This is a genomic window from Sphingomonas sp. SphC10, assembly GCF_057004845.1.
Genome location: NZ_CM168044.1, coordinates 1,528,184 through 1,547,158 on the forward strand (window position 1 = coordinate 1,528,184; position 18,975 = coordinate 1,547,158).

Annotated in this window: 20 protein-coding genes and 2 tRNA genes; 10 read left to right on the forward strand and 12 right to left on the reverse strand. The window is 66.5% G+C overall.

What is annotated here, in order from left to right:
• Positions 1 to 82 precede the first annotated feature (82 nt).
• From ACWKSV_RS06835 to gap, 6 genes are all read right to left on the reverse strand, one after another.
• The gene (locus ACWKSV_RS06835; protein WP_056438469.1) at positions 83 to 991 is read right to left on the reverse strand and encodes a class I fructose-bisphosphate aldolase; all 909 of its coding nucleotides are present in this window, start codon (positions 989 to 991) and stop codon (positions 83 to 85) included.
• 36 nt (positions 992 to 1,027) lie between these two features.
• The gene (locus ACWKSV_RS06840; RefSeq protein WP_082442317.1) at positions 1,028 to 1,354 is read right to left on the reverse strand and encodes a type II toxin-antitoxin system PemK/MazF family toxin; all 327 of its coding nucleotides are present in this window, start codon (positions 1,352 to 1,354) and stop codon (positions 1,028 to 1,030) included.
• Positions 1,351 to 1,581, reverse strand: coding sequence for a type II toxin-antitoxin system RelB family antitoxin (relB, locus tag ACWKSV_RS06845; RefSeq protein ID WP_056438126.1), 231 nt, complete (start codon positions 1,579 to 1,581; stop codon positions 1,351 to 1,353). The genes ACWKSV_RS06840 and relB overlap by 4 nt, the downstream gene beginning before the upstream one ends.
• Positions 1,582 to 1,724: 143 nt before the next feature.
• A complete protein-coding gene (locus ACWKSV_RS06850) occupies positions 1,725 to 2,924 on the reverse strand; it encodes a phosphoglycerate kinase (RefSeq protein ID WP_056438128.1) in 1,200 nt (399 codons plus the stop codon).
• Positions 2,921 to 3,397: an MOSC domain-containing protein gene (locus ACWKSV_RS06855; RefSeq protein WP_237243382.1), complete on the reverse strand. Its 477-nt coding sequence runs from the start codon at positions 3,395 to 3,397 to the stop codon at positions 2,921 to 2,923. The genes ACWKSV_RS06850 and ACWKSV_RS06855 overlap by 4 nt, the downstream gene beginning before the upstream one ends.
• Positions 3,397 to 4,407: a type I glyceraldehyde-3-phosphate dehydrogenase gene (gene gap, locus ACWKSV_RS06860; protein WP_076716696.1), complete on the reverse strand. Its 1,011-nt coding sequence runs from the start codon at positions 4,405 to 4,407 to the stop codon at positions 3,397 to 3,399. Before gap ends, ACWKSV_RS06855 begins: the two co-directional genes overlap by 1 nt.
• 191 nt (positions 4,408 to 4,598) lie before the next feature.
• Between gap and ACWKSV_RS06865 the strand changes: the two genes are divergently transcribed.
• From ACWKSV_RS06865 to ACWKSV_RS06880, 4 genes are all read left to right on the forward strand, one after another.
• Positions 4,599 to 4,796: a hypothetical protein gene (locus tag ACWKSV_RS06865; protein WP_056438135.1), complete on the forward strand. Its 198-nt coding sequence runs from the start codon at positions 4,599 to 4,601 to the stop codon at positions 4,794 to 4,796.
• A complete protein-coding gene (locus tag ACWKSV_RS06870) occupies positions 4,796 to 5,101 on the forward strand; it encodes a cell division protein ZapA (RefSeq protein WP_056438138.1) in 306 nt (101 codons plus the stop codon). Before ACWKSV_RS06865 ends, ACWKSV_RS06870 begins: the two co-directional genes overlap by 1 nt.
• 220 nt (positions 5,102 to 5,321) lie before the next feature.
• The gene (locus ACWKSV_RS06875; protein WP_076716697.1) at positions 5,322 to 5,855 is read left to right on the forward strand and encodes a 5-formyltetrahydrofolate cyclo-ligase; all 534 of its coding nucleotides are present in this window, start codon (positions 5,322 to 5,324) and stop codon (positions 5,853 to 5,855) included.
• Entirely contained in the window at positions 5,852 to 6,055 is a 204-nt protein-coding gene (locus ACWKSV_RS06880) for a DUF2842 domain-containing protein (protein ID WP_076716699.1), read from the forward strand. The genes ACWKSV_RS06875 and ACWKSV_RS06880 overlap by 4 nt, the downstream gene beginning before the upstream one ends.
• A 317-nt stretch (positions 6,056 to 6,372) precedes the next feature.
• Here ACWKSV_RS06880 and ACWKSV_RS06885 read toward each other — a convergent pair.
• From ACWKSV_RS06885 to ACWKSV_RS06900, 4 genes are all read right to left on the reverse strand, one after another.
• Positions 6,373 to 6,449: transfer RNA gene (locus tag ACWKSV_RS06885), tRNA-Asp, on the reverse strand.
• 82 nt (positions 6,450 to 6,531) lie between these two features.
• Positions 6,532 to 6,608 (reverse strand) — tRNA-Asp (locus ACWKSV_RS06890).
• Positions 6,609 to 6,665: 57 nt separating this feature from the next.
• On the reverse strand, positions 6,666 to 7,811 hold the full coding sequence (locus ACWKSV_RS06895; RefSeq protein ID WP_236697135.1) for an AI-2E family transporter: 1,146 nt from the start codon (positions 7,809 to 7,811) through the stop codon (positions 6,666 to 6,668).
• Positions 7,812 to 7,975: 164 nt separating this feature from the next.
• The gene (locus ACWKSV_RS06900; protein ID WP_167334663.1) at positions 7,976 to 8,152 is read right to left on the reverse strand and encodes a hypothetical protein; all 177 of its coding nucleotides are present in this window, start codon (positions 8,150 to 8,152) and stop codon (positions 7,976 to 7,978) included.
• A gap of 129 nt (positions 8,153 to 8,281) precedes the next feature.
• Between ACWKSV_RS06900 and ACWKSV_RS06905 the strand changes: the two genes are divergently transcribed.
• The 5 genes from ACWKSV_RS06905 (at position 8,282) to ACWKSV_RS06925 (ending at position 13,364) form a co-directional block, all read left to right on the forward strand.
• Complete coding sequence (locus ACWKSV_RS06905; RefSeq protein ID WP_076716700.1) at positions 8,282 to 9,190, forward strand: acyl-CoA thioesterase; 909 nt, start codon at positions 8,282 to 8,284, stop codon at positions 9,188 to 9,190.
• A gap of 149 nt (positions 9,191 to 9,339) precedes the next feature.
• Positions 9,340 to 10,581, forward strand: coding sequence for a TetR/AcrR family transcriptional regulator (locus ACWKSV_RS06910; RefSeq protein ID WP_076718241.1), 1,242 nt, complete (start codon positions 9,340 to 9,342; stop codon positions 10,579 to 10,581).
• A 118-nt stretch (positions 10,582 to 10,699) separates the two neighbouring features.
• Entirely contained in the window at positions 10,700 to 11,203 is a 504-nt protein-coding gene (locus ACWKSV_RS06915) for an EF-hand domain-containing protein (RefSeq protein WP_083706669.1), read from the forward strand.
• A gap of 95 nt (positions 11,204 to 11,298) precedes the next feature.
• Positions 11,299 to 12,018: a response regulator gene (locus ACWKSV_RS06920; RefSeq protein WP_056438153.1), complete on the forward strand. Its 720-nt coding sequence runs from the start codon at positions 11,299 to 11,301 to the stop codon at positions 12,016 to 12,018.
• Between the two features lie 50 nt (positions 12,019 to 12,068).
• Entirely contained in the window at positions 12,069 to 13,364 is a 1,296-nt protein-coding gene (locus tag ACWKSV_RS06925; RefSeq protein ID WP_083706781.1) for a HAMP domain-containing sensor histidine kinase, read from the forward strand.
• A gap of 128 nt (positions 13,365 to 13,492) precedes the next feature.
• On the opposite strand, the gene ACWKSV_RS06930 is transcribed toward ACWKSV_RS06925, so the two are convergent.
• Positions 13,493 to 14,974, reverse strand: a complete 1,482-nt coding sequence (locus ACWKSV_RS06930) for an MFS transporter (RefSeq protein ID WP_076716702.1) — start codon at positions 14,972 to 14,974, stop codon at positions 13,493 to 13,495.
• A gap of 31 nt (positions 14,975 to 15,005) precedes the next feature.
• Complete coding sequence (locus ACWKSV_RS06935; RefSeq protein ID WP_237243383.1) at positions 15,006 to 16,037, reverse strand: LacI family DNA-binding transcriptional regulator; 1,032 nt, start codon at positions 16,035 to 16,037, stop codon at positions 15,006 to 15,008.
• Between the two features lie 205 nt (positions 16,038 to 16,242).
• On the opposite strand from ACWKSV_RS06935, the gene ACWKSV_RS06940 reads away from it, so the two are divergent.
• Positions 16,243 to 18,966: a TonB-dependent receptor gene (locus ACWKSV_RS06940; protein WP_156884300.1), complete on the forward strand. Its 2,724-nt coding sequence runs from the start codon at positions 16,243 to 16,245 to the stop codon at positions 18,964 to 18,966.
• Positions 18,967 to 18,975 lie beyond the last annotated feature (9 nt).

Below are 18,975 nucleotides of genomic sequence, written 5' to 3' on the forward strand. Positions count from 1 at the left end.
CGCGGCCTCCGTCACCTATGGCGAGCGGATAAGGAATGGGCGTCCCGGTTCCCCAACCGGAACGCCCAACCCTAGCAAGAACTTATTCTTCGTTCTTGTAGATCGCGATCAGCTTGTCGAGCATCGCCAGCGCCTCGTCGCGCGGACGCTGGAAGGTGTTGCGGCCGATGATCGAGCCGTTGCCGCCACCGTCACGAATGTCGCGCGCGTCCTGATAGACGGCATCGGCCCCCTTGGCCGCGCCGCCCGAGAAGACGACGATACGGCGGCCCGCGAAGCTGGACTGCACCACATGGCGCACCCGGTCGGCCTGGTTCGACCAATCGGTGCCCTCATAGACCTTCTTAGCTTCGGCCTGTTCGATATGGTCGCTGGGCAGCTTCACCTTGATGATGTGGGCACCGAGCAGCGCGGCCATGTGCGCGGCATAGGCGCCGACGTCGAGCGCCAGCTCACCGTCCTTGGTCAGCTTGCCGCCGCGCGGATAGCTCCAGATGACGGTGGCGAGACCCGCCTCGCGCGCTTCGGCCGACAGGATCGCAATCTGGTCCATCGCGTCGAAAATGCCGTCCGAGCCCGGATAGATGGTAAAGCCGATCGCCGCGCAGCCCAGCCGCACTGCGTCCTGCACGCTGCCCGTCACCGCCTGCGTGATCGAGGTGCCCCAGCTGTTCGAACTGTTGATCTTCAGGATGGTCGGGATCTGGCCCGCGAAGGTGTCGGCCCCGGCCTCCAGCATGCCCAGCGGCGCGGCATAGGCCGACAGCCCGGCGTCGATCGCCAGCTGGAAATGGTAATGCGGATCATAGGCGGGCGGGTTGACGGCGAAGCTGCGCGCCGGGCCGTGCTCGAACCCCTGGTCGACGGGCAGGATGATCAGCTTTCCGGTGCCGCCCAGCTTGCCCTGCATCAGGATGCGGGCCAGGTTCGCCTTCACCGCGGCGGGCGTGCCTTCATATTTGTCGAGAATGGCCTTCACGGTCGGGGTCATCATGTCTCTCCAGATTGGTGTCGGGCTATAAAGGGGTCAGAGCATCAGCCAGCGGCGCAGCGCCTGATCGACCTGCTCCATCCGGGTGGGGGAAGCATGGCCGATGACTTTGACGATATGGTTGCGGGGGATGGACAGGATCTTGTCCACCTGCACTTCGCACTCGACGGTCAGGCCGGTATGCTCGCGCGGGGAAAAGGCGACACGGAACAGCGCCTCGCCACCGACGACCGAGGTCATCGGGCAGACGGTGATGGTGTTGTGCGTCTCGTTATAAAGGTCCGACTGGACGACCAGGAACGGGCGGTGGTCTTCACCCTCGCCCGTCGTCGCAAGCACGATGGCGGCGTGCGAAATCGTCACGCCGCATCCTCCTTGGCCAGCCTGTTCCAAAAGGCAAAATCCTCGGGCGTGTCGCGCTTCGACGCGCGGGTCGACTGACGGCGCGCCTCGCGGCGATACGCCTCGTCATGCAGGTCGACATAGCGGCGTACGGCCTCGCGGGCGATGTCGCTCTTGCTGCGCCCCTGGGTGCGCGCGACAGCCGCCAGCCGCTCTTCCAATTCGGTATCGAGGCGGACGCCGAGCATTGCCACTTCCTTCGTTTAACGCGTTTAACCTAGCAAGTCCGGCGCGGCGGATCAAGCGGCTGTCTGACCAATTTCGACGCCCATGAAAAAACCCCGCCGCCCGGAAGGCGACGGGGTGATTGTCACGCCGAATGGACCGACCGTCAGGCGGTCAGCGCGGCGACGCCGGGCAGGTCCTGCCCTTCCATCCATTCCAGGAACGCGCCGCCAGCGGTCGAGACGAAGGTGAACTGCGTGCCCACGCCCGCCTGGTTAAGCGCGGCGACCGTATCGCCGCCGCCGGCGACGGAGACGAGGCTGCCGTCCTGGGTCAGCGCCGCCGCCGTCTTGGCGAGCGCGACGGTCGCCATGTCGAAGGGCGGCGTCTCGAACGCACCGAGCGGGCCGTTCCAGACCAGCGTACGACAGTTCTTCAGCACATCGCCCAGCGCCTCGACGGCATTGGGACCGAGGTCGAGGATCATCTCGTCACCGGCGACTTCGTGGACGTTGACGGTGCGCGTCTCGGGGTTTGGCTTGAACTCCTTGGCGACCACGACGTCGTACGGCAGGTGGACCGTGCAGCCCGCCTTGTCGGCGGCGTCGAGGATTTCCTCGGCGGTGCCGGTCAGGTCATGCTCGCACAGCGACTTGCCCACATCGACCCCACGCGCGGCGAGGAAAGTGTTGGCCATGCCGCCGCCGATGATGAGGTGATCGACCTTGCCGACCAGATGCTTGAGCACGGCGAGCTTGGTCGAGACCTTGGCGCCGCCGACGACGGCCGCGACCGGATGCTCCGGATTGCCGAGTGCCTTTTCCAGCGCGTCGAGTTCGGCCTCCATCGCGCGACCCGCAAAGGCCGGAAGCTGGCGTGCCAGCCCCTCGGTCGAGACGTGCGCGCGGTGCGCGGCCGAGAAGGCGTCGTTGACGTACAGGTCGCCCAGCTTGGCGATCTGTGCCGCCAGTTCCGGATCGTTCTTTTCCTCGCCCGCATGGAAGCGGGTGTTTTCCAGGATCGCGATATCGCCGGGGTTCAGCGTCGCGACGGCGGCCTCCGCCGCCTCACCTGCCACGTCGTCGATGAAACGCACCGGACGGCCCAGCACATCGCTATACGGCTGGGTCAGCATCGCCAGCGAGAATTCGGGGTTACGCTGCCCCTTGGGGCGGCCGAAATGGGCAAGGATCAGGACGATCGCGCCCTTGTCGGCCAGTTCGGTCACGGTCGCGATCGTGGCGCGCAGGCGGGTGTCGTCGGTGACGCGGCCATCGGCCATCGGCACGTTCAGATCCTCGCGGACCAGCACGCGCTTGCCCTGGACATCGCCCATATCGTCGAGCGTCTTGAAGGCCTTGGTCATGATTCCTCGATCCTGATGTTATCGCCGATACGGATCGTGCCGCCCTCGATCACGCGCGTGCATACGCCGCCGCGCCAGTCGGGGGTCAGGGCCGCCTGCAATCCGTCGGCGATCGCGTCCATGCGGTGGCATGGATCGCATTCCATGGTGATTTGGAGAAGGACAGTCCCGATACGCAGCCGGGTGCCCGGAATTTGGGGAAGGTCGAAATCCTCGACCAGCAGGTTCGCACGGCGTTCCTGCCAGGGGATGTCACGGCCGATCTCGGCCAGCGCCGCGTCCCAGTCGGCCCGCTCGATCAGCGTGACCTGCCGACGCCCACGACCGCCGGGCTTGATCCGCCCGCGCACATCGCCTTCCACGCCGCCTTCCAGGGTCACGATGGCGGTGTCGATCACCTCCATCGGCCCCTTCGGCACGGCATGGCGGGCGATGCCGGCCAGACGCCCGGTCATCGCCCGCCCGTCGCTCATCAGAGGAACTTCGACATCGCGGTCGCGGTGTCGACCATGCGGTTCGAGAAGCCCCATTCATTGTCGTACCAGGACACGACGCGCACCAGCTTGCCGTCGATCACCGCCGTCTCCAGGCTGTCGACGGTCGAGGACTGCGGCGAGTGCATCAGGTCGATCGAGACGAGCGGCTCGTCGGTATAGACCAGCACGCCCTTCAGCGCCTCGCTCTCCGACGCGGCCTTCAGGATCGCGTTGACCTCTTCCTTGGTCGTGTCGCGTGCGGGCGTGAAGGTCAGGTCGACCAGGCTGACGTCCGGGGTCGGCACGCGGATGGCCGAGCCGTCCAGCTTGCCCTTCAGCTCGGGCAGAACCTCGCCCACCGCGCGGGCGGCACCCGTGGTGGTCGGGATCATCGACATGGCGGCGGCGCGCGCACGACGCAGGTCGGGGTGGATCTGGTCGAGGATCTTCTGGTCGTTGGTATAGGCGTGGACCGTGGTCATCAGGCCACGCTCGATGCCGATCGCGTCGTTCAGCACCTTGGCGACGGGCGCCAGGCAGTTGGTGGTGCACGAGGCGTTCGACACGATGGTGTGGTCGGCGGTCAGCTTGTCGTGGTTGACGCCGTACACGACGGTCAGGTCGACATTCTTGCCCGGCGCCGAGATCAGCACCTTCTTGGCGCCCGCCGCGATATGCTTCTCGCACGATGCCTTGTCGGTGAAGAAGCCGGTGCACTCCAGGACCAGGTCGACGCCCAGTTCCTTGTGCGGCAGGTTCGCCGGATCGCGCTCGGCGGTGACGCGGATGCGCTTGCCGTCGATCACGATGTCGTTGCCCTCGGCCGACACTTCGCCCGGATAGCGGCCATGGATGCTGTCGCGGCTGAACAGCCAGGCGTTGGACTTGGCGTCGGCGAGATCGTTGATCGCGACGAGTTCCAGCGCGTCGCCGCCACGCTCGAGGATCGCGCGCGCCACCAGGCGACCGATGCGGCCGAAACCGTTGATTGCAACCTTGACCGTCATGCCAGCAAGCTCCTGTCTTCTACGGGCCGTGCCATGGACGGCACCGCCCCCGGTTGGATGGAGATCGTTTCGACGATTCCACCGTTCGCGCCACGCCTTTCGGAGCCGCGCGAGTGTCTGTCAACCGCCCGAGCGCCCCCTATCGTCCAATTCCGGGTTGCCGCATGAGACCAGCCTGCTAAGCCGCTTTCATGCCCGAACCTATTGCCGACGACGTCCTTTCCTCCGTCGAGCGGATCGACCGCGCCATCGCCCGCATCGAAGGGGCGATCCGAAACCGCGCCGCCAAGGAAGACGCGCTTGCCCGCCGTCACGCCGCGCTGAAGGCGCGCATGGCCGAGGCGGTGACCGCGCTCGACGATGTCATCACCCGGGGGAGCGTCGCCTGATGGCCGAAGTGACGATCCAGGTCGGCGACCGCCCCCACACCGTCTATTGCCAGGACGGCGGCGAAGCGCGGGTCCGCATGCTGGGCCAGATGCTCGACCAGCGCTGGTCGGCGGCGCTGCGCGCCTCGGGCGGCCATAATGGCGAACGGGCGCTGCTGTTCGTCTCGCTGATGCTGGCCGATGCGCTGGAAGAGGCCGAGCGGCGTCCGCCCGCCGGCGCGGCGGTCAGCGAGGCCGCGCTCGCCCGCATCGCCGAACGGTTGGAAGGACTGGCCGATGCGCTCGACGAGGAAAGCCGCCCTTGAGTAAAGCAGAGCCCTCGCCTACATGGGTCGGCGGCGGGCTCTGCCCGGTACGAGCCACGATAATCCCTGAGGCTATTCTTCATCCAAGGGGGCTGTCCCTGCCCGGACCCTGGTCCGACGTACATGGTCCCCACCTGACGTATTGGGCGTCAGTGGATATTACGGCAAACGGCCATGGCGGTCCCGCCACCCGCCCTTCCCCCGATCATCGTCGCGCATCATGATCGACAAGCGCGCCCTACGCGCCCGGATGCGGGCGGTGCGCGACGCGCACGGCCCCGGCCTTCTGCCGGTGGCGCGGCCCTTTCTGGACCGCCTGCTCCCCCATCAAATCATCGCAGCCTATCGCCCCCTGGGGGCGGAAGCGGACCCGGCGCTTTGGGTCGAGGCGGCGCTGCATGCCGGAGCGACGATCGCCCTGCCCCATGTCACCGACCGCGCCAGCCCGATCCGGTTCCTCACATGGGCGGACGGCGAGGACCTGAATGTCGGCGCCTTCGGACTGCATCAGCCTGCCCCCGACGCCCCCGAATGCCGCCCGAACATCATCCTGACGCCCCTTGTCGGCTTCGACCGGCGCGGAAATCGGCTGGGACAGGGCGCAGGGCATTATGACCGCGCTTTTGCGGCCAACCCCGATGCCTGGCGCGTCGGCATCGCCTGGAGCGTCCAGGAGGTCGAGGAACTGGTTCCCGACAGCTGGGACGTGCCGCTCCACGCCATCGCTACCGAATCGGAATGGATCGTCCCATGACCCCCAGTTGGCGCAAACCCGCCGGTATGCTGCTGATCGTCGCGATCATTATCGTCTGGGCGATGCTGGTCGCCAGCCTGTCCGGCGTGGTCGGGCAATGGCATTGGGTACTGCAGCTGGTTTTCTATGTCGTGGCGGGGATCGTGTGGATCACGCCGATGAAGCCCCTGCTGCGCTGGATGGAGGGCGGGCGGCGATAGGACTTCCCCGGGCCTTCGACTGCGCTCGGGCTGAACGGGGTTCAGCCATATCCCGGTTCAGGCTTCCGCACACTCCCACCCCCCGTTCGCACTGAGCGAAGTCGAAGTGCACGCCCCATGCTCGCCAATAAGGCTGGCAGCCCCGCAGAAGCCGGTCACGCATGTTGAAGCGTGGCCTTCGACTTCGCTCAGGCTGAACGGATGCGGGGATTTTTGGAGCGGGGCATTTTCGGCACGCGATCGGCAGCCGGATCAAAGCCAAGGCACGCCCGAACCGACAATGTCTGTGCTGAAAACAAAAGCGCCATCCCGAAGGATGGCGCGAGTGACGGGGCTCGAACCCGCGACCTCCGGCGTGACAGGCCGGCGCTCTAACCAACTGAGCTACACCCGCTTGAAAGCCATGTGATGCCAACCGAAACCGGCATCGGCCCCCTGTGGGGATTTCGATATTTTCAGCCATTCTCCGAAGAGGATGGCGCGAGTGACGGGGCTCGAACCCGCGACCTCCGGCGTGACAGGCCGGCGCTCTAACCAACTGAGCTACACCCGCTGAAAGCGTCGAGGCGCGCCAACTAGGCGAGCGTTCCGGACCTGTCAACGCATCATTTCATTTTTCTTGCGGAACGTCCTCGGGGTCGGTGTCGCGGTCGAGATGGGTGAGGGTTCCATGCTCGAACAGGAAGCCTGCGATGTCGGGCTTTCCGGCCGCCTTCAGGACGGTTTGTAGGATGATGAGCAACGGCACGGCCAGCAGCGCACCCGTGGTGCCCCAGACCCATCCCCAGAAGCTCAAGGAGACCAGGATCAGCACCGGGCTGATGGTCAGGCGATGCCCGACGATCAGCGGGGTGATCAGGTTCGCCTCGATCAGGTGCATCCCGTACATGATCGCGGGCGGGGCCAGCGCGACCCAGATGTCGCCGAACGTCATAAGACCGCCGACCGCCAGCAGCATCGCGCCGATCACCGGCCCAAAATAGGGGATATAGTTGAGCAGCGCGACGATACCGCCCCACATCAGCGGATAGGGCATGCCGAACAGCGACAGCGCGCCCGCCACAGCGCCGCCCAGCGCGAGGTTGATGATGGTGATGGTGCCCAGATAGGCCGAGACGTCGTCCACGACCTCCTGAATCACCCGTGCGGTCGCCATCGCGCCGTCGAAACTGGTCCGCCCGCGAATCGTCTCGCGCCGCATCCGGGTCCAGCCCGACAGCACGAAGAAGACGACGAGGACGCCGAACAGGAACTGGACGATCAGCCCCGGCGCCGAGGTCGCCGCCAGTTCCAGGATCGAGCTGGGGGGCGAGACGGCCGCGGTCTGCGGCTGACGGATCGGGGTGGAGGCGACCTGCCGCAGCGCCTTGTTCACATAGCGCTCGAGGCTGGAATAGAGATCGAGCAGCGGCGCCAGATTGTCCTGGATGCGCCCGATCCGGCTGGGCAGCAGACGGAAGAAGTCGGTCGCGGGCACGATGATTGCCGCCAAGGCGATATTGGCGACGATCAGGAACAGGAGGACGCACATCAGCGCGGCCAGCGCCGAGGGCACGCGTCGCCGCTCCAGCCATTCCAGGATCGGGACCAGCGCGATCGCGATGACCAGCGCCGTCGTCAGTGGCAGAAAGAATTCCGCCCCCTCGCGCAGCGCGAAGGGCAAGGCGAGGATGAACCCCGCCCCCGCCGTCAGGGTAAGCCCGGCCAGCAGCCGGTCGCGGCGCATCGCGATCCGCACCGCATCGCGCGGGCCCATGCCCAATGGCGTTCCCAGGATCGAATCACCGGCGGGAAAGGCCTTGTCGGCCAGCTGGTCTTGCGCGTCACTCATGACAGCCACGTTAGCGGCTTTCCGGATGCAGGAAAGCCGCTAACGCCGCGTTGGCATGACGTTTATGTCATGTCGGGAAAGACGCCGCCTTACCAGGCGCGGGGGATACCGCCGGTCCGCTCGGCCACCGCATTTTCGATCGACTGAAGCTGGGTACGGCTGAGCACTCCGGCCTCCATCAGGTGACGCATCAGCTCCTCGGTCAGCGCCGCCAGAAAGTGCAGCTCGGCACGCTCCGACGTGCCGTCTTCGTTCAAACCGTCCATCGCCTTCTCCCAGCCAGATCGTCGAGGCTATGTGTAGCGAGCACCCCTACGGCATAAAAGCCTTTTCCGGTAAGGCTACAGGACAGGCAATTGTTGACGTTTACGTCAACGTACAGCATCACTCCCGGCATGGATCGCAACCCCCGCCCCCGTTTCTTTCCCGAACAACTGGCCCAGGGCCTGGTCGCGCTGTTGGACGTCGAGGAAATCGACACCGACCTGTATCGCGGCGCACGACGGCCCGGTGGCGAGGGCCGCGTCTTCGGCGGACAGGTGATCGCCCAGGCGTTGCAGGCGGCGCAGCGATCGACCGAGGCCCCCAAGGTGGCGCACTCGCTCCACGCCTATTTCATGCGGCCGGGCGATGAGCGCTTCCCGATCACCTATCGGGTGGAGCGGGATTTCGAGGGGCGCAGCTTCGCGACGCGCCGCGTGATCGCGATGCAGAAGGGCAAGCCGATCCTGAACCTCGCCTGTTCGTTCCAGACGCCCGAGGACGGAATGCACCATCAGGATGCGATGCCCGACGTCCCCGCGCCCGATACCCTGCCCTCCGAACGCGAATTGCTGGACAGTCTGGGCGAACAGGTGCCCGCCCCCATCCGCGCCTTTCTGGAACGGCCGCGTCCCATCGAATTGCGGACGGTCGATCCCCGCCAGTTGCTCGCCCCCGAACCGCGCGAGCCCGCCCAGGCGATCTGGTTCCGGCTGGTCGCGCCCATCGGTGACGATCCCGCGCTGCATCGGGCGATCCTTGCCTATGCCAGCGACTTTGCGCTGCTCGGCACCTCCACGCTACCGCATGGGATCAACTGGCTGATCCATGACATGCAGACCGCCAGCCTCGACCATGCGCTCTGGCTGCACGAGCCGTTCCGGGCCGACGAATGGCTGCTCTACACGACCGACAGCCCTTGGGCGGGCCACGCCCGCGGGTTCAACCGAGGCCGTATCTTCGCCGCCGATGGCCGTCTGGTCGCCAGCGTCGCACAGGAGGGACTGATCCGGTTGCGCAGCGCCCCCCGTCCAGAAACCTGATCGGGCATACCGCTTTTTGGAGAGCGTCCGCCAATTTCGCCGACTTCCACCGGGAAGGCGATGAAATGACAGTGACGGTTAAGACTTTCGCTTCTAAACACCGGTGATCGCTCGCGCTGCGACCGAGGTACACGGAGGGGATGGAAGGCATGGCGGCGACGTCCGTCGGTGAAGCGCGCAATACCGACCGCTATCTGCAAAAGCGGGACGCCATCCTGGCGGCGGCGGCACAGGTGATCAACGAACAATCGGCCAAGGGCATGACCTTTGCCGATGTCGCACGGCGGGTCGGGCTGAACACCACCAGCGTCACCTATTATTTCCGTCGCAAGGAAGACCTGGCGGCGGCCGCGTTCGAGCATACGCTGGAGCGGCTGCTGGAGATGCTGGCCGAGGCCGCCGAGGAACCGACGCCGCAGGCCCGCGTCGCCCGTTATCTGTCGATCAACATGGCGCGGCTGGCGCGGATTGAGCGCGGTGAGGAGACCCCCTTCGCCGTGCTGTCCGACCTGCGCGCCATGGAGGAACCGCTACGCGGCCAGTTGATGGCCGGATGGCAGAAGGTCTTCCGTGCCACCCGCAGCCTGTGGGGCCCCGCCCCCAGCCGCGCGCATACCGACCTGTACGGTGCGCGCGCGCATGTGCTGCTGGAGAATACCTTCTGGCTGCCCATGTGGCTCGACCGTTACGAACCCGACCAATATGGCCGGGTCGAGGAACGGCTGCTCGACGTGCTGACCCATGGCATCGCCGCCCCGGGATCGGCCTGGAACCCCACCATGCTCGACATGGATGCGCCAGGTGCGCGGGACGGCGAGCCGGGGCGCGAGGCGTTCCTGCTGGCGGCGACGCGGCTCATCAACCAGCTCGGCTATCGCGGCGCCAGCGTGCAGCGCATCGCCTCCGAACTGAACGTCACCAAGGGCAGCTTCTACCACCATCTCGACGCCAAGGACGATCTGGTCGCCGCCTGTTATCGCCGCAGCTTCGACACGATCACCGCCGCGCAGCAACTGGCCGACGCCGCCGGGGGCAGCCACTGGCACCGGCTGTCGAGTGCGATCGCGACCCTGCTCGACATCCAGTTCGCCGAGCGCGGACCGCTGCTCCGCACCAGCGCGCTGTCCAGCCTGTCGGGCGAGGTGCGCGCGCAGATGGTCGACCGCTCCAACCGGATCGCGCGGCGCTATGCGGGCACCATCATGGACGGCGTCGGCGAAGGATCGATCCGCGCGGTGGACGCTCTGATCGCCGCGCAGGCGCTGATGGCGATCCAGAACGCCGCCTTCGACATGCGCAAATGGGCCGGAACGATGGAGCGTCCCCACGCCATCGCGCTCTACGCCTCGACCATCCTCTACGGCATGTTCGACGATCGTTTCCTGGGCTGACGCGCACAATTTGCGACAAAAGCGGAGCGAACCCGACATGATCGGGGGACAGCCGGGATGCAAAAGGGACATCGTTCGGCAGGGACTTGCCCCTCGCCGCCAAGAGGATGCCCAATCCATGCGAAAGACCCTGTTCGGCCTTTCCCCCGCCCTGCTGCTGGGCGCGACGCTGCTCACCGCGACCGCCGTCCAGGCGCAAAGCGATGCCCCGCCGCCGCCCAGCGGAGGTATGCGCGGCGGCCTGATGGGCGTGCAGCCCGACGCCGGCGGCAACATCACCCGCACCGCTGCGCTGGCCGCCGCCGACCAGCGCTTCGCCGCGATGGACGCCAATCACGACGGTACCGTCACGCCCGAAGAGATGCGCGCCTATCGCGACCAGCGCCGCGCCGAACACGCCGCGCGCCGCCCCGGTGGCGACCGCCCCGGCCGCACCGCGCCCCAGCCGATCACCGCCGACGCCTTCCGCGCCCGCGCCGCCGCGATGTTCGACCGTCTCGACGCCAATCATGACGGCAAGGTCAATGCCGCCGAACGCGCCGCCGCACCGCGCTGGGGCGGGCGTCATGGCGGCGGGATGAATCCCTCCGCCCCGCAGCCGTCCCAGACCGACGCCGACTGAGCCGCAAAGCGGAAGGGACGGGCCATTCTCTCCCAAGTTTCCTTCGTGCCCCGTCCCTTTTGCGGCCCGTGCCCGCCATGCTAGACCCCGAACCCATGTCCGAAACGCCGCATTTGCTGCTCGTCGATGACGAGCGTTCGATCCGCGAGCCGCTGGCCGTCTATCTGACCAAACAGGGTTTTCGCGTCACCCAGGCGGGCGATGCCGCCTCGGCGCGCACGCGGCTGGCCGCCTATGCGATCGACCTCGTCATCCTGGACATCATGATGCCCGGCGAGGACGGCCTGAGCCTGTGCCGCCATATCGCCGCGACCAGCGAGGTGCCGGTCATCCTGCTGACCGCCCGCGCCGAGGAAACCGATCGGATCGTCGGGCTGGAGATGGGCGCGGACGATTATGTCGTGAAGCCCTTTTCGCCGCGCGAACTGGCGACCCGCGCCAAGGTCGTGCTGCGCCGGACCCAGGCGGGCGGCGCGCGCCATCATGCCCCCGACAGCGGCTCCTATGCCTTTGCGGGCTGGGTGCTGAAATCGGGCGAGCGCTCGCTGGTCGACCGCGAGGGGGTGTCGGTGATGCTCTCGACCGGCGAATACAATTTGCTGCTCGCGCTCGTCAGCCGCCCGCGCCAGGTGCTGACCCGCGACCAGCTGCTCGACCTGACCCAGGGGCGCGAGGCCGCGGCCTTCGACCGGGCGATCGACAATCAAGTCAGCCGCCTGCGCCGCAAGATCGAGGCGGACCCCAAGTCGCCCGAGATCATCAAGACCGTCTGGGGCGGCGGCTATACGCTCGCCGCCGAAGTCACCCGCCTGTGAAGCCTGGGGCCGTGACGCTGTGTTTCTGGCCGCGTCGGCTGGCGGCGCAGATGGCCGTTCTGCTCGCCATCGCGCTGTTCGTGGCCCAGGCGATCAACTTCACCCTGCTCCTGCACGAACGCCGCAGCCTGATCCTGGAACAGACATCGGGCCCCGCCATCGCCCGGCTGAACGACGCGATCGAGCGGGCCGCGAGCGGCAAGCCGCTTCCCCCCGATCGCGGGCGGGTCCGCGCTTCGGCGGCCAACCCGATCCGGCCGAACCTGCCACGCGTGCCCGAAGTGGAGGCGCTCATTCGCGAAGGGCTGGTCGAGCTCGGGCATCCGGTCGCGCGGGTCGTGACCGGCGTCCGCCCGTTCCAACCCGAGGATTTCGACTGGCCGCGCCGTCGTTTCGACCGGCGTCGCCATCCGGCGATGGAGCTGCTGATCGCGGTCGAGCGGACGGGTGGCGGCTGGCTGGTCACGCGGTCCTTCTGGCCGAGCGACGAGATGACTTTGGTCTGGCGCCTGATCGCGCAGACGCTGATCCTGTACGGCATCATCCTTTTGCCGGTGCTGTGGATCGGGCGACGGATTTCACGGCCCTTGCGCGACTTGACCCGTGCGGCCGAGCGGTTCGACCCGCGGGCGCCGGCGGAGACCATTCCCGAACAGGGGCCGCTCGACGTGTCCGGACTGATCGCCGCCTTCAATGCGCTGCGTCTGCGGATCGCGGCGATGCTGGAGGAAAAGGACCGGATGCTCGGCGCGATCGGGCATGACTTGCGCACGCCGCTCGCTGCGCTGCGCGTACGCATCGAGTCCGTCGAGGACGAGCAGGACCGGCTGCGCATGGCCGACACCGTCGCCGAGATGAACAAGACGCTGGAGGATATCCTCTCACTCGCCCGCATGGGGCGGCCCAGCGAGGCGGAAACCGATGTCGACCTGAACGCGCTGGTCGATGCGGTGGTCGCCGACTTCCACGATCTGGGGCAGGATGTCAGTTTCGAGGAAGGCGGGCGACTGCGGCTGAAGCTGCGACCGTCGCTGATGCGGCGCGCGGTGCGCAACCTGATCGAGAATGCGATCAAATATGGCCACGCCGCCGATGTCCGCATCGACGCGAAGGCCGGGCATGTCGCGATCACCGTCGCCGACCAGGGACCCGGCATTGCCGAGGATCAGTTGGAGACGGTGTTCGATCCCTTCACCCGGCTGGAAACCTCGCGCAATCGCGAGACCGGCGGCGTCGGCCTGGGCCTGGCGCTCGCCCGCTCGATCGTGCGCGAGGCGGGCGGCGATATCCGTCTCGCCAATCGCCCCGAAGGCGGATTGGCGGCGACGATCACATTGCCCCGCTAATCCTCCCCGGCACGGGGAGGTGGCAGGCCGAAGGCCTGACGGAGGGGGGCTTCCGCAACGGATGTCCTTGGTGGCACGCCCCCTCCACCACCGCTGCGCGGCGGTCCCCCTCCCCGTACCGGAAAGGATCAAGCGTCCCGCGCCACCCTTAGCATCGCCATCGCGGCCAGCGTCATCACCCCGGCGGCGACCGCCATCGCCCAGACGAGGTTGCCGGGGAAGAAATGCCCGACCACCGCACCCATGATCGATGACACGATCAACTGCGGCAACACGATAAAGATGTTGAACAAGCCCATGTAAATACCAAGCTTTTCGGCAGGCAGCGCGGCCGACAGGATGGCATAGGGCATGGTCAGGATCGACGCCCAGGCGATGCCGACCAGCACCATCGACGCCATCAGCCACCATGCATCGCGGATCACCAAAAACGAGGCGAACCCGGCGGCACCGCAAAGCAGCCCCAGGATATGCGCGTTGCGCCGCCCGATCGCCTTGGCGAGTGATGGCAGCGCAAAGGCCCAGAGCGTCGCCACCCCGCTATAGACGGCAAACAGCACACCGACCCAGTTCGCCCCCTCGTTGAACGCGGCACTGTTCGCATCGCTGCTATGGAAGACCCGCTCGGCAACGATCGGTGTCGTGTAGATCCACATGATGAACAGCGCCGACCAGGTGAAGAACTGGACGAGCACCAACCGCTTCATGGTCTCCGGCATCGCCGCCAGATCGGCAAGGATCTGGCTGAGCGCATTGCCGCTGTGCCCGCCCCGCACCAGTGCGGCGCTGGCGATCTTGGCAAGGCCGAAAACGATCAGCCCGCCGCCCAGCAGATAGACCGGCTTGTCCAGACCCAGCCAGCCGACGCCCGCCACGACCAGCGCACCGGCCACGATCCAGAGCGGCGCGGCGCCGATCCGGTCGCTCGGGGCCGCATCGCTTCGCACGGCCTGTCCGTCGTCACTCTCGGCAAAGGCGGCCAGTTGCTGCGGCGAATATTCGCGCGTGGTCAGAACCGTCCACAGCACCGCGACGAACAGCGCCGCCGCGCCGATGTAAAAGCCGTAGCGCACCGACGGCGGCACCTCGCCCGGCCCCGCCACATTCGCGACATGGAACACATCGGTCAGCAGCATCGGCGCCAGCGATCCCAGCACCGCCCCGGCCCCGATGAATGCGGTCTGGAACGCATAGCCCGCCGTCCGCTGGCGGCTGGGGAGCATGTCGCCGACAAAGGCGCGGAACGGCTCCATCGAAATGTTGAGCGAAGCGTCGAGCAGCCACAACAGCATCGCCGCCGCCAGCAGCCCGCCTGCATTGGGCATCCCCACCAGCGCCAGCGTCGCCAACACGGCACCGGCCAGGAAATAGGGCCGCCGCCGCCCGAACCGACCCCAGGTCCGGTCGCTATAGTGACCGATCACCGGCTGGACGAGCAGCCCGGTCAGGGGCGCTGCGATCCAAAGGAACGCCAGATCCTTCTCGGCGGTACCCAGCGACTGGAAGATGCGGCTGACATTGGCGTTTTGCAGGGCAAAGCCGATCTGGATGCCGAAAAAGCCGAACGAGGTGTTCCACAACCCCCAAAAGCCTTGACGCGGCTTCTCCATAACCTCTCCCAAAATCTTGTTATCGCTATGATTATGGCCTGATGCTGGACCCGCGCACGACCAGCGTGGCGGGCAGCAGAGTGGGCGGCGGCGACGCCCCCCCGATCTCGGCGAGCAGCGCACGGACCAGCAACCGACCCGCCGCCGCCGCGTCCTGCACCACGGTGGTCAGCGGCGGGTGCGCGAAGCTCGCCGCCGGAATATCGTCGAACCCGACCAGCGAGACATCGGCGGGCACGCGCAGACCCGCCTCGGCCAGCACGCGCATGGCGGCCAGCGCGATCAGGTCGCTCGCCGCCATGATGCCGTCGAACGGCTTACCCCTTGCCAGCAGTTCGCGCGCGGCGCGTTCGCCTTCCTCCTCGCTGGAGATCGCACCGACCTGGAACGCGGCGTCGCAGGCCAGCCCTGCTTCGGACAGGGCGTCGCAATAACCCCGATAGCGATCGTGGAATTCGGGATAATGGTCGGTCGCATCGCCCAGGAAGGCGATGCGCTTGCGCCCCTGCGCGATCAGGTGCCGTGTCGCCGCCAGCGCGCCCGCATGATTGTCACAGCCGATGGTCAGCCCCGGCTGCCCCGGCGCGACCGAGCCCCAGCGGACGAAATGCGTGCCGCGCGCGACCAAAGTCTCCAACTGTTCGCGATAGGCGGCATAGTCGCCATAACCCAACAGGATCAGCCCGTCGGCGCGGTGGCTGTCTTCGTAATCGGCCTGCCAGTTGCTCGTCGGGTTCTGGAACGAGACGAGCAGATCGTACCCGACCTCGGCACAGCTCTCCATGATCGAGCCCAACATACCGAGGAAGAAGGGATTGATCAGCGTGCGCCCCGGCGAGGGATCGCGGAACAAGAGGAGCGCCAGCGTCCGTGTCTGCCCACTGCGCAGGTTCGACGCAGCGCGGTCGACCGTATAGTTCAGAGTCTTGGCGATCGCCTCGATCCGGGCACGCGTGGCCGCGCTGACCGAAGGGCTTCCCCGGAGCGCACGACTGACCGTCGGCTGCGATACGCCCGCCATCTGCGCGATGTCGAACGACGTGGGCTTACGCGGACCGGTCAAATCAGTGCTTCCTCCTCTCCCCTTCGCTTACCGGCTTTCATGACGCGGGTTAAGCCGAAGTGCTGTCGTAATAATGCAACAGGCCGAACCGGCCGCATTGAATACGTATGCGGCATTATTCCTTTTCATCGCGCGGCATTTCACAGGAGGGGCAACAACCATACCCGTCCTTTGAACGATGACGGGGTTTCCTGGAGGGGATTTCATGACGGTTCGCCCTGTGGCGCCGGCCGATGCCGCGCGCTCGTTCCTGAAGCTCGGGGTCAGCACGCTGGCCATGATCGTGGCCGCACCGGTCTTCGCGCAAAGCGTCGCGGTCGTGCCCGCGCCCGCCACCGAGCAGGCGCAGGCGGATTCCGAACCGGGGGATATCGTCGTCACCGGCTTCCGCGCCGCGCTGGAAAACGCCGTCGCGGAAAAGAAGAACCGCGATCTGGTCGTCGAGTCCGTCTCGGCCGAAGATATCGGCAAGCTGCCCGACGCCTCGATCGCCGAGTCCATCGCCCGCCTGCCCGGCGTCACGTCGCAGCGGGTCAACGGGCGCTCCAACGCCATCTCGATCCGCGGCTTCGCGCCTGACTTCTCGACCACGCTGCTGAACGGCCGCGAGCAGACCTCGACCGGGGACAACCGCGCCGTCGAATATGACCAGTATCCGGCCGAAGTCGTCAATCAGGTCCTGATCTACAAGACCGCCAATGCCGGGCTGATCGGCCAGGGCCTGTCGGGCACCGTCGACCTGAAGACCATCCGCCCGCTCGATTACGGTAAACGCGTGATCTCGGTCGGCGCGCGTGGCACCTATGCCGATATCGGCAAGCTGAATGCGGGTTCGAAGGACTTCGGTTACCGCGCCAGCGCGACCTATGTCGACCAGTTCGCCGACGACACGATCGGCGTCGCTCTGTCGGCCAGCTATCTGAACGAACCGTACCAGATTCAGGAAGGCAATGCCTGGGGCTATGCGCAGACGACGGTGGGCGGCCAGCCGGTCGACGTCATCGGCGGTTCGAAATCCTATGTCACCTCGACCACGCTGAAGCGGCTGGGCCTGTCGGGCACGGTGCAGTGGCGGATGAGCGACAGTTTCACCAGCACGCTGGACGGCTTCTATTCCGACTTCGACGACGACCAGATCAAGCGCGGTATCGAACTGCCGCTGCAATGGGGTTCGGGCACGTCGCTGACCAATGCGGTGGTCAATAACGGCCTCGTCACCTCGGGCACGTTCAACCGCGTCGAGGGCGTCGTCCGCAACGACTCGTTCCAGCGCAAGGCCAAGCTCTATTCGTTCGGCTATAACGGCAAGTATAAAGGCGATGACGGCTGGAGCGCGTTCATCGACCTCAGCTATTCCAAGACCGATCGCGACGAGATCACGCTCGAGACCTATAGCGGCACCGGCTATGGTCAGGGCGTCGGCGCGACCGACACGATCGGTTTCACCACCGGCCGCAACGGCACTGTCTTCCAACCGACGCTGAACTATTCCGACCCCAACCTGATCCAGCTGACCGATCCGCTGGGCTGGGGCGGCTCGACGCGGCAGACGGGCTATTTCAACGACCGCCAGATCCGCGACGAGATCAAGCAGTACCGGGTCGAGATCGAACGCCAGGTCGAGACGCCGATCGTCAGCGCGCTTCGCTTCGGCCTGAACTATACCGATCACGCCAAGTCGCTGGCGCCCAACGAGTCGTTCGTCACCTTGCCGAACGGTGCGACCATCGCCCCGCTGCCCCAGCAATATCGTCAGACGCCGACCGACCTGACCTATCTGGGTCTGGGGCCGATGCTCAGCTATGATCCGCGCGCGCTGCTCGCGGGTGGCGTGATCGTGCTGACCCCGAACACCAGCCCCGACGTGCCCGCCAAGGCGTACACCACCACCGAGCATCTGATGACCGCCTATCTGCAGGCGGACCTGAAGGCGCAGCTGGGCACGGCCGAGCTGACCGGCAATATCGGCGTGCAGGCGGTCGGCACCGAGCAGAAGTCGCGCGGGCTGATCTATAACGGCACCGGCTATACCAACATCGCGCAAGGCGACGATTATTGGGACATCCTGCCCAGCGCCAACCTGTCGCTGCGCCTGCCGACCGACTGGGTGTTCCGCGTCGCCGCCGCGCGCCAGATGATGCGGCCGCGCTTCGACGATATGCGCGTTGCCCTGTCCTATGGCTTCGATGCGCAGCAGGGCCTGATCTCGGGCAATGGCGGCAATCCGTATCTGCGCCCGATCCGCTCGAACTCGTTCGACGTGACGGTGGAGAAATATTTCGGTACGCGCGGCTATCTGGCGGCCCAGGGCTTCTACAAGGATCTCAAGAGCTTCGTTTACAATCTTGAGCAGCCTTACGACTATACCGGCCTGCCCCTGCCCGCCTCGCTGCCCGCGGGCATCCCGACGCAAGGGCGCATCACCCGCCCGATCAACGGCACCGGCGGCAAGATCTACGGCGTCGAGCTGGCGGGCACGCTGCCGCTGGGTCAGCTGGTCGGCTTCCTCGACGGCTTCGGCCTGACGGGCGGCGGCTCCTACACCAAGACCGAGATCACCCCGACGCCGGGGGGCGAGCCCGAGGACATCCCCGGCTATTCCCGCTGGGTGGCGAACGGCACCGCCTTTTTCGAGAAGTGGGGCCTGAATATCCGTGGTTCGGTCCGTTACCGCTCGACCTTCGTGGGTGAGCTGTCGGGCTTCGGCGCCAACCGTGTCCGCCGCCGCGCGATCGACGAGACCATCGTCGACGGCCAGATCGGCTATGACTTCCAGGAGGGCACGTTCAAGGGCCTGTCGATCTTCGTGCAGGGCCAGAACCTGACCGACACCCCGTTCGTCACCACCAATGCCGGTCGCCGTGACGAGGTGATCGACTATCAGAGCTATGGCCGCCGGTTCCTGGCCGGGTTTACCTATCGCTTCTGATGCCCCTAC

Bases quoted from the DNA above. Each gene is read 5' to 3' on its own strand.
- ACWKSV_RS06835 (WP_056438469.1), bottom strand. From the start codon at position 991: ATGACCCCGACCGTGAAGGCCATTCTCGACAAATATGAAGGCACGCCC.
- relB (WP_056438126.1), bottom strand. From the start codon at position 1,581: ATGCTCGGCGTCCGCCTCGATACCGAATTGGAAGAGCGGCTGGCGGCT.
- ACWKSV_RS06850 (WP_056438128.1), bottom strand. From the start codon at position 2,924: ATGACCAAGGCCTTCAAGACGCTCGACGATATGGGCGATGTCCAGGGC.
- ACWKSV_RS06855 (WP_237243382.1), bottom strand. From the start codon at position 3,397: ATGAGCGACGGGCGGGCGATGACCGGGCGTCTGGCCGGCATCGCCCGC.
- gap (WP_076716696.1), bottom strand. From the start codon at position 4,407: ATGACGGTCAAGGTTGCAATCAACGGTTTCGGCCGCATCGGTCGCCTG.
- ACWKSV_RS06865 (WP_056438135.1), top strand. From the start codon at position 4,599: ATGCCCGAACCTATTGCCGACGACGTCCTTTCCTCCGTCGAGCGGATC.
- ACWKSV_RS06870 (WP_056438138.1), top strand. From the start codon at position 4,796: ATGGCCGAAGTGACGATCCAGGTCGGCGACCGCCCCCACACCGTCTAT.
- ACWKSV_RS06875 (WP_076716697.1), top strand. From the start codon at position 5,322: ATGATCGACAAGCGCGCCCTACGCGCCCGGATGCGGGCGGTGCGCGAC.
- ACWKSV_RS06880 (WP_076716699.1), top strand. From the start codon at position 5,852: ATGACCCCCAGTTGGCGCAAACCCGCCGGTATGCTGCTGATCGTCGCG.
- ACWKSV_RS06895 (WP_236697135.1), bottom strand. From the start codon at position 7,811: ATGGGCCCGCGCGATGCGGTGCGGATCGCGATGCGCCGCGACCGGCTG.
- ACWKSV_RS06900 (WP_167334663.1), bottom strand. From the start codon at position 8,152: ATGGACGGTTTGAACGAAGACGGCACGTCGGAGCGTGCCGAGCTGCAC.
- ACWKSV_RS06905 (WP_076716700.1), top strand. From the start codon at position 8,282: ATGGATCGCAACCCCCGCCCCCGTTTCTTTCCCGAACAACTGGCCCAG.
- ACWKSV_RS06910 (WP_076718241.1), top strand. From the start codon at position 9,340: ATGGCGGCGACGTCCGTCGGTGAAGCGCGCAATACCGACCGCTATCTG.
- ACWKSV_RS06915 (WP_083706669.1), top strand. From the start codon at position 10,700: ATGCGAAAGACCCTGTTCGGCCTTTCCCCCGCCCTGCTGCTGGGCGCG.
- ACWKSV_RS06920 (WP_056438153.1), top strand. From the start codon at position 11,299: ATGTCCGAAACGCCGCATTTGCTGCTCGTCGATGACGAGCGTTCGATC.
- ACWKSV_RS06925 (WP_083706781.1), top strand. From the start codon at position 12,069: ATGGCCGTTCTGCTCGCCATCGCGCTGTTCGTGGCCCAGGCGATCAAC.
- ACWKSV_RS06930 (WP_076716702.1), bottom strand. From the start codon at position 14,974: ATGGAGAAGCCGCGTCAAGGCTTTTGGGGGTTGTGGAACACCTCGTTC.
- ACWKSV_RS06940 (WP_156884300.1), top strand. From the start codon at position 16,243: ATGACGGTTCGCCCTGTGGCGCCGGCCGATGCCGCGCGCTCGTTCCTG.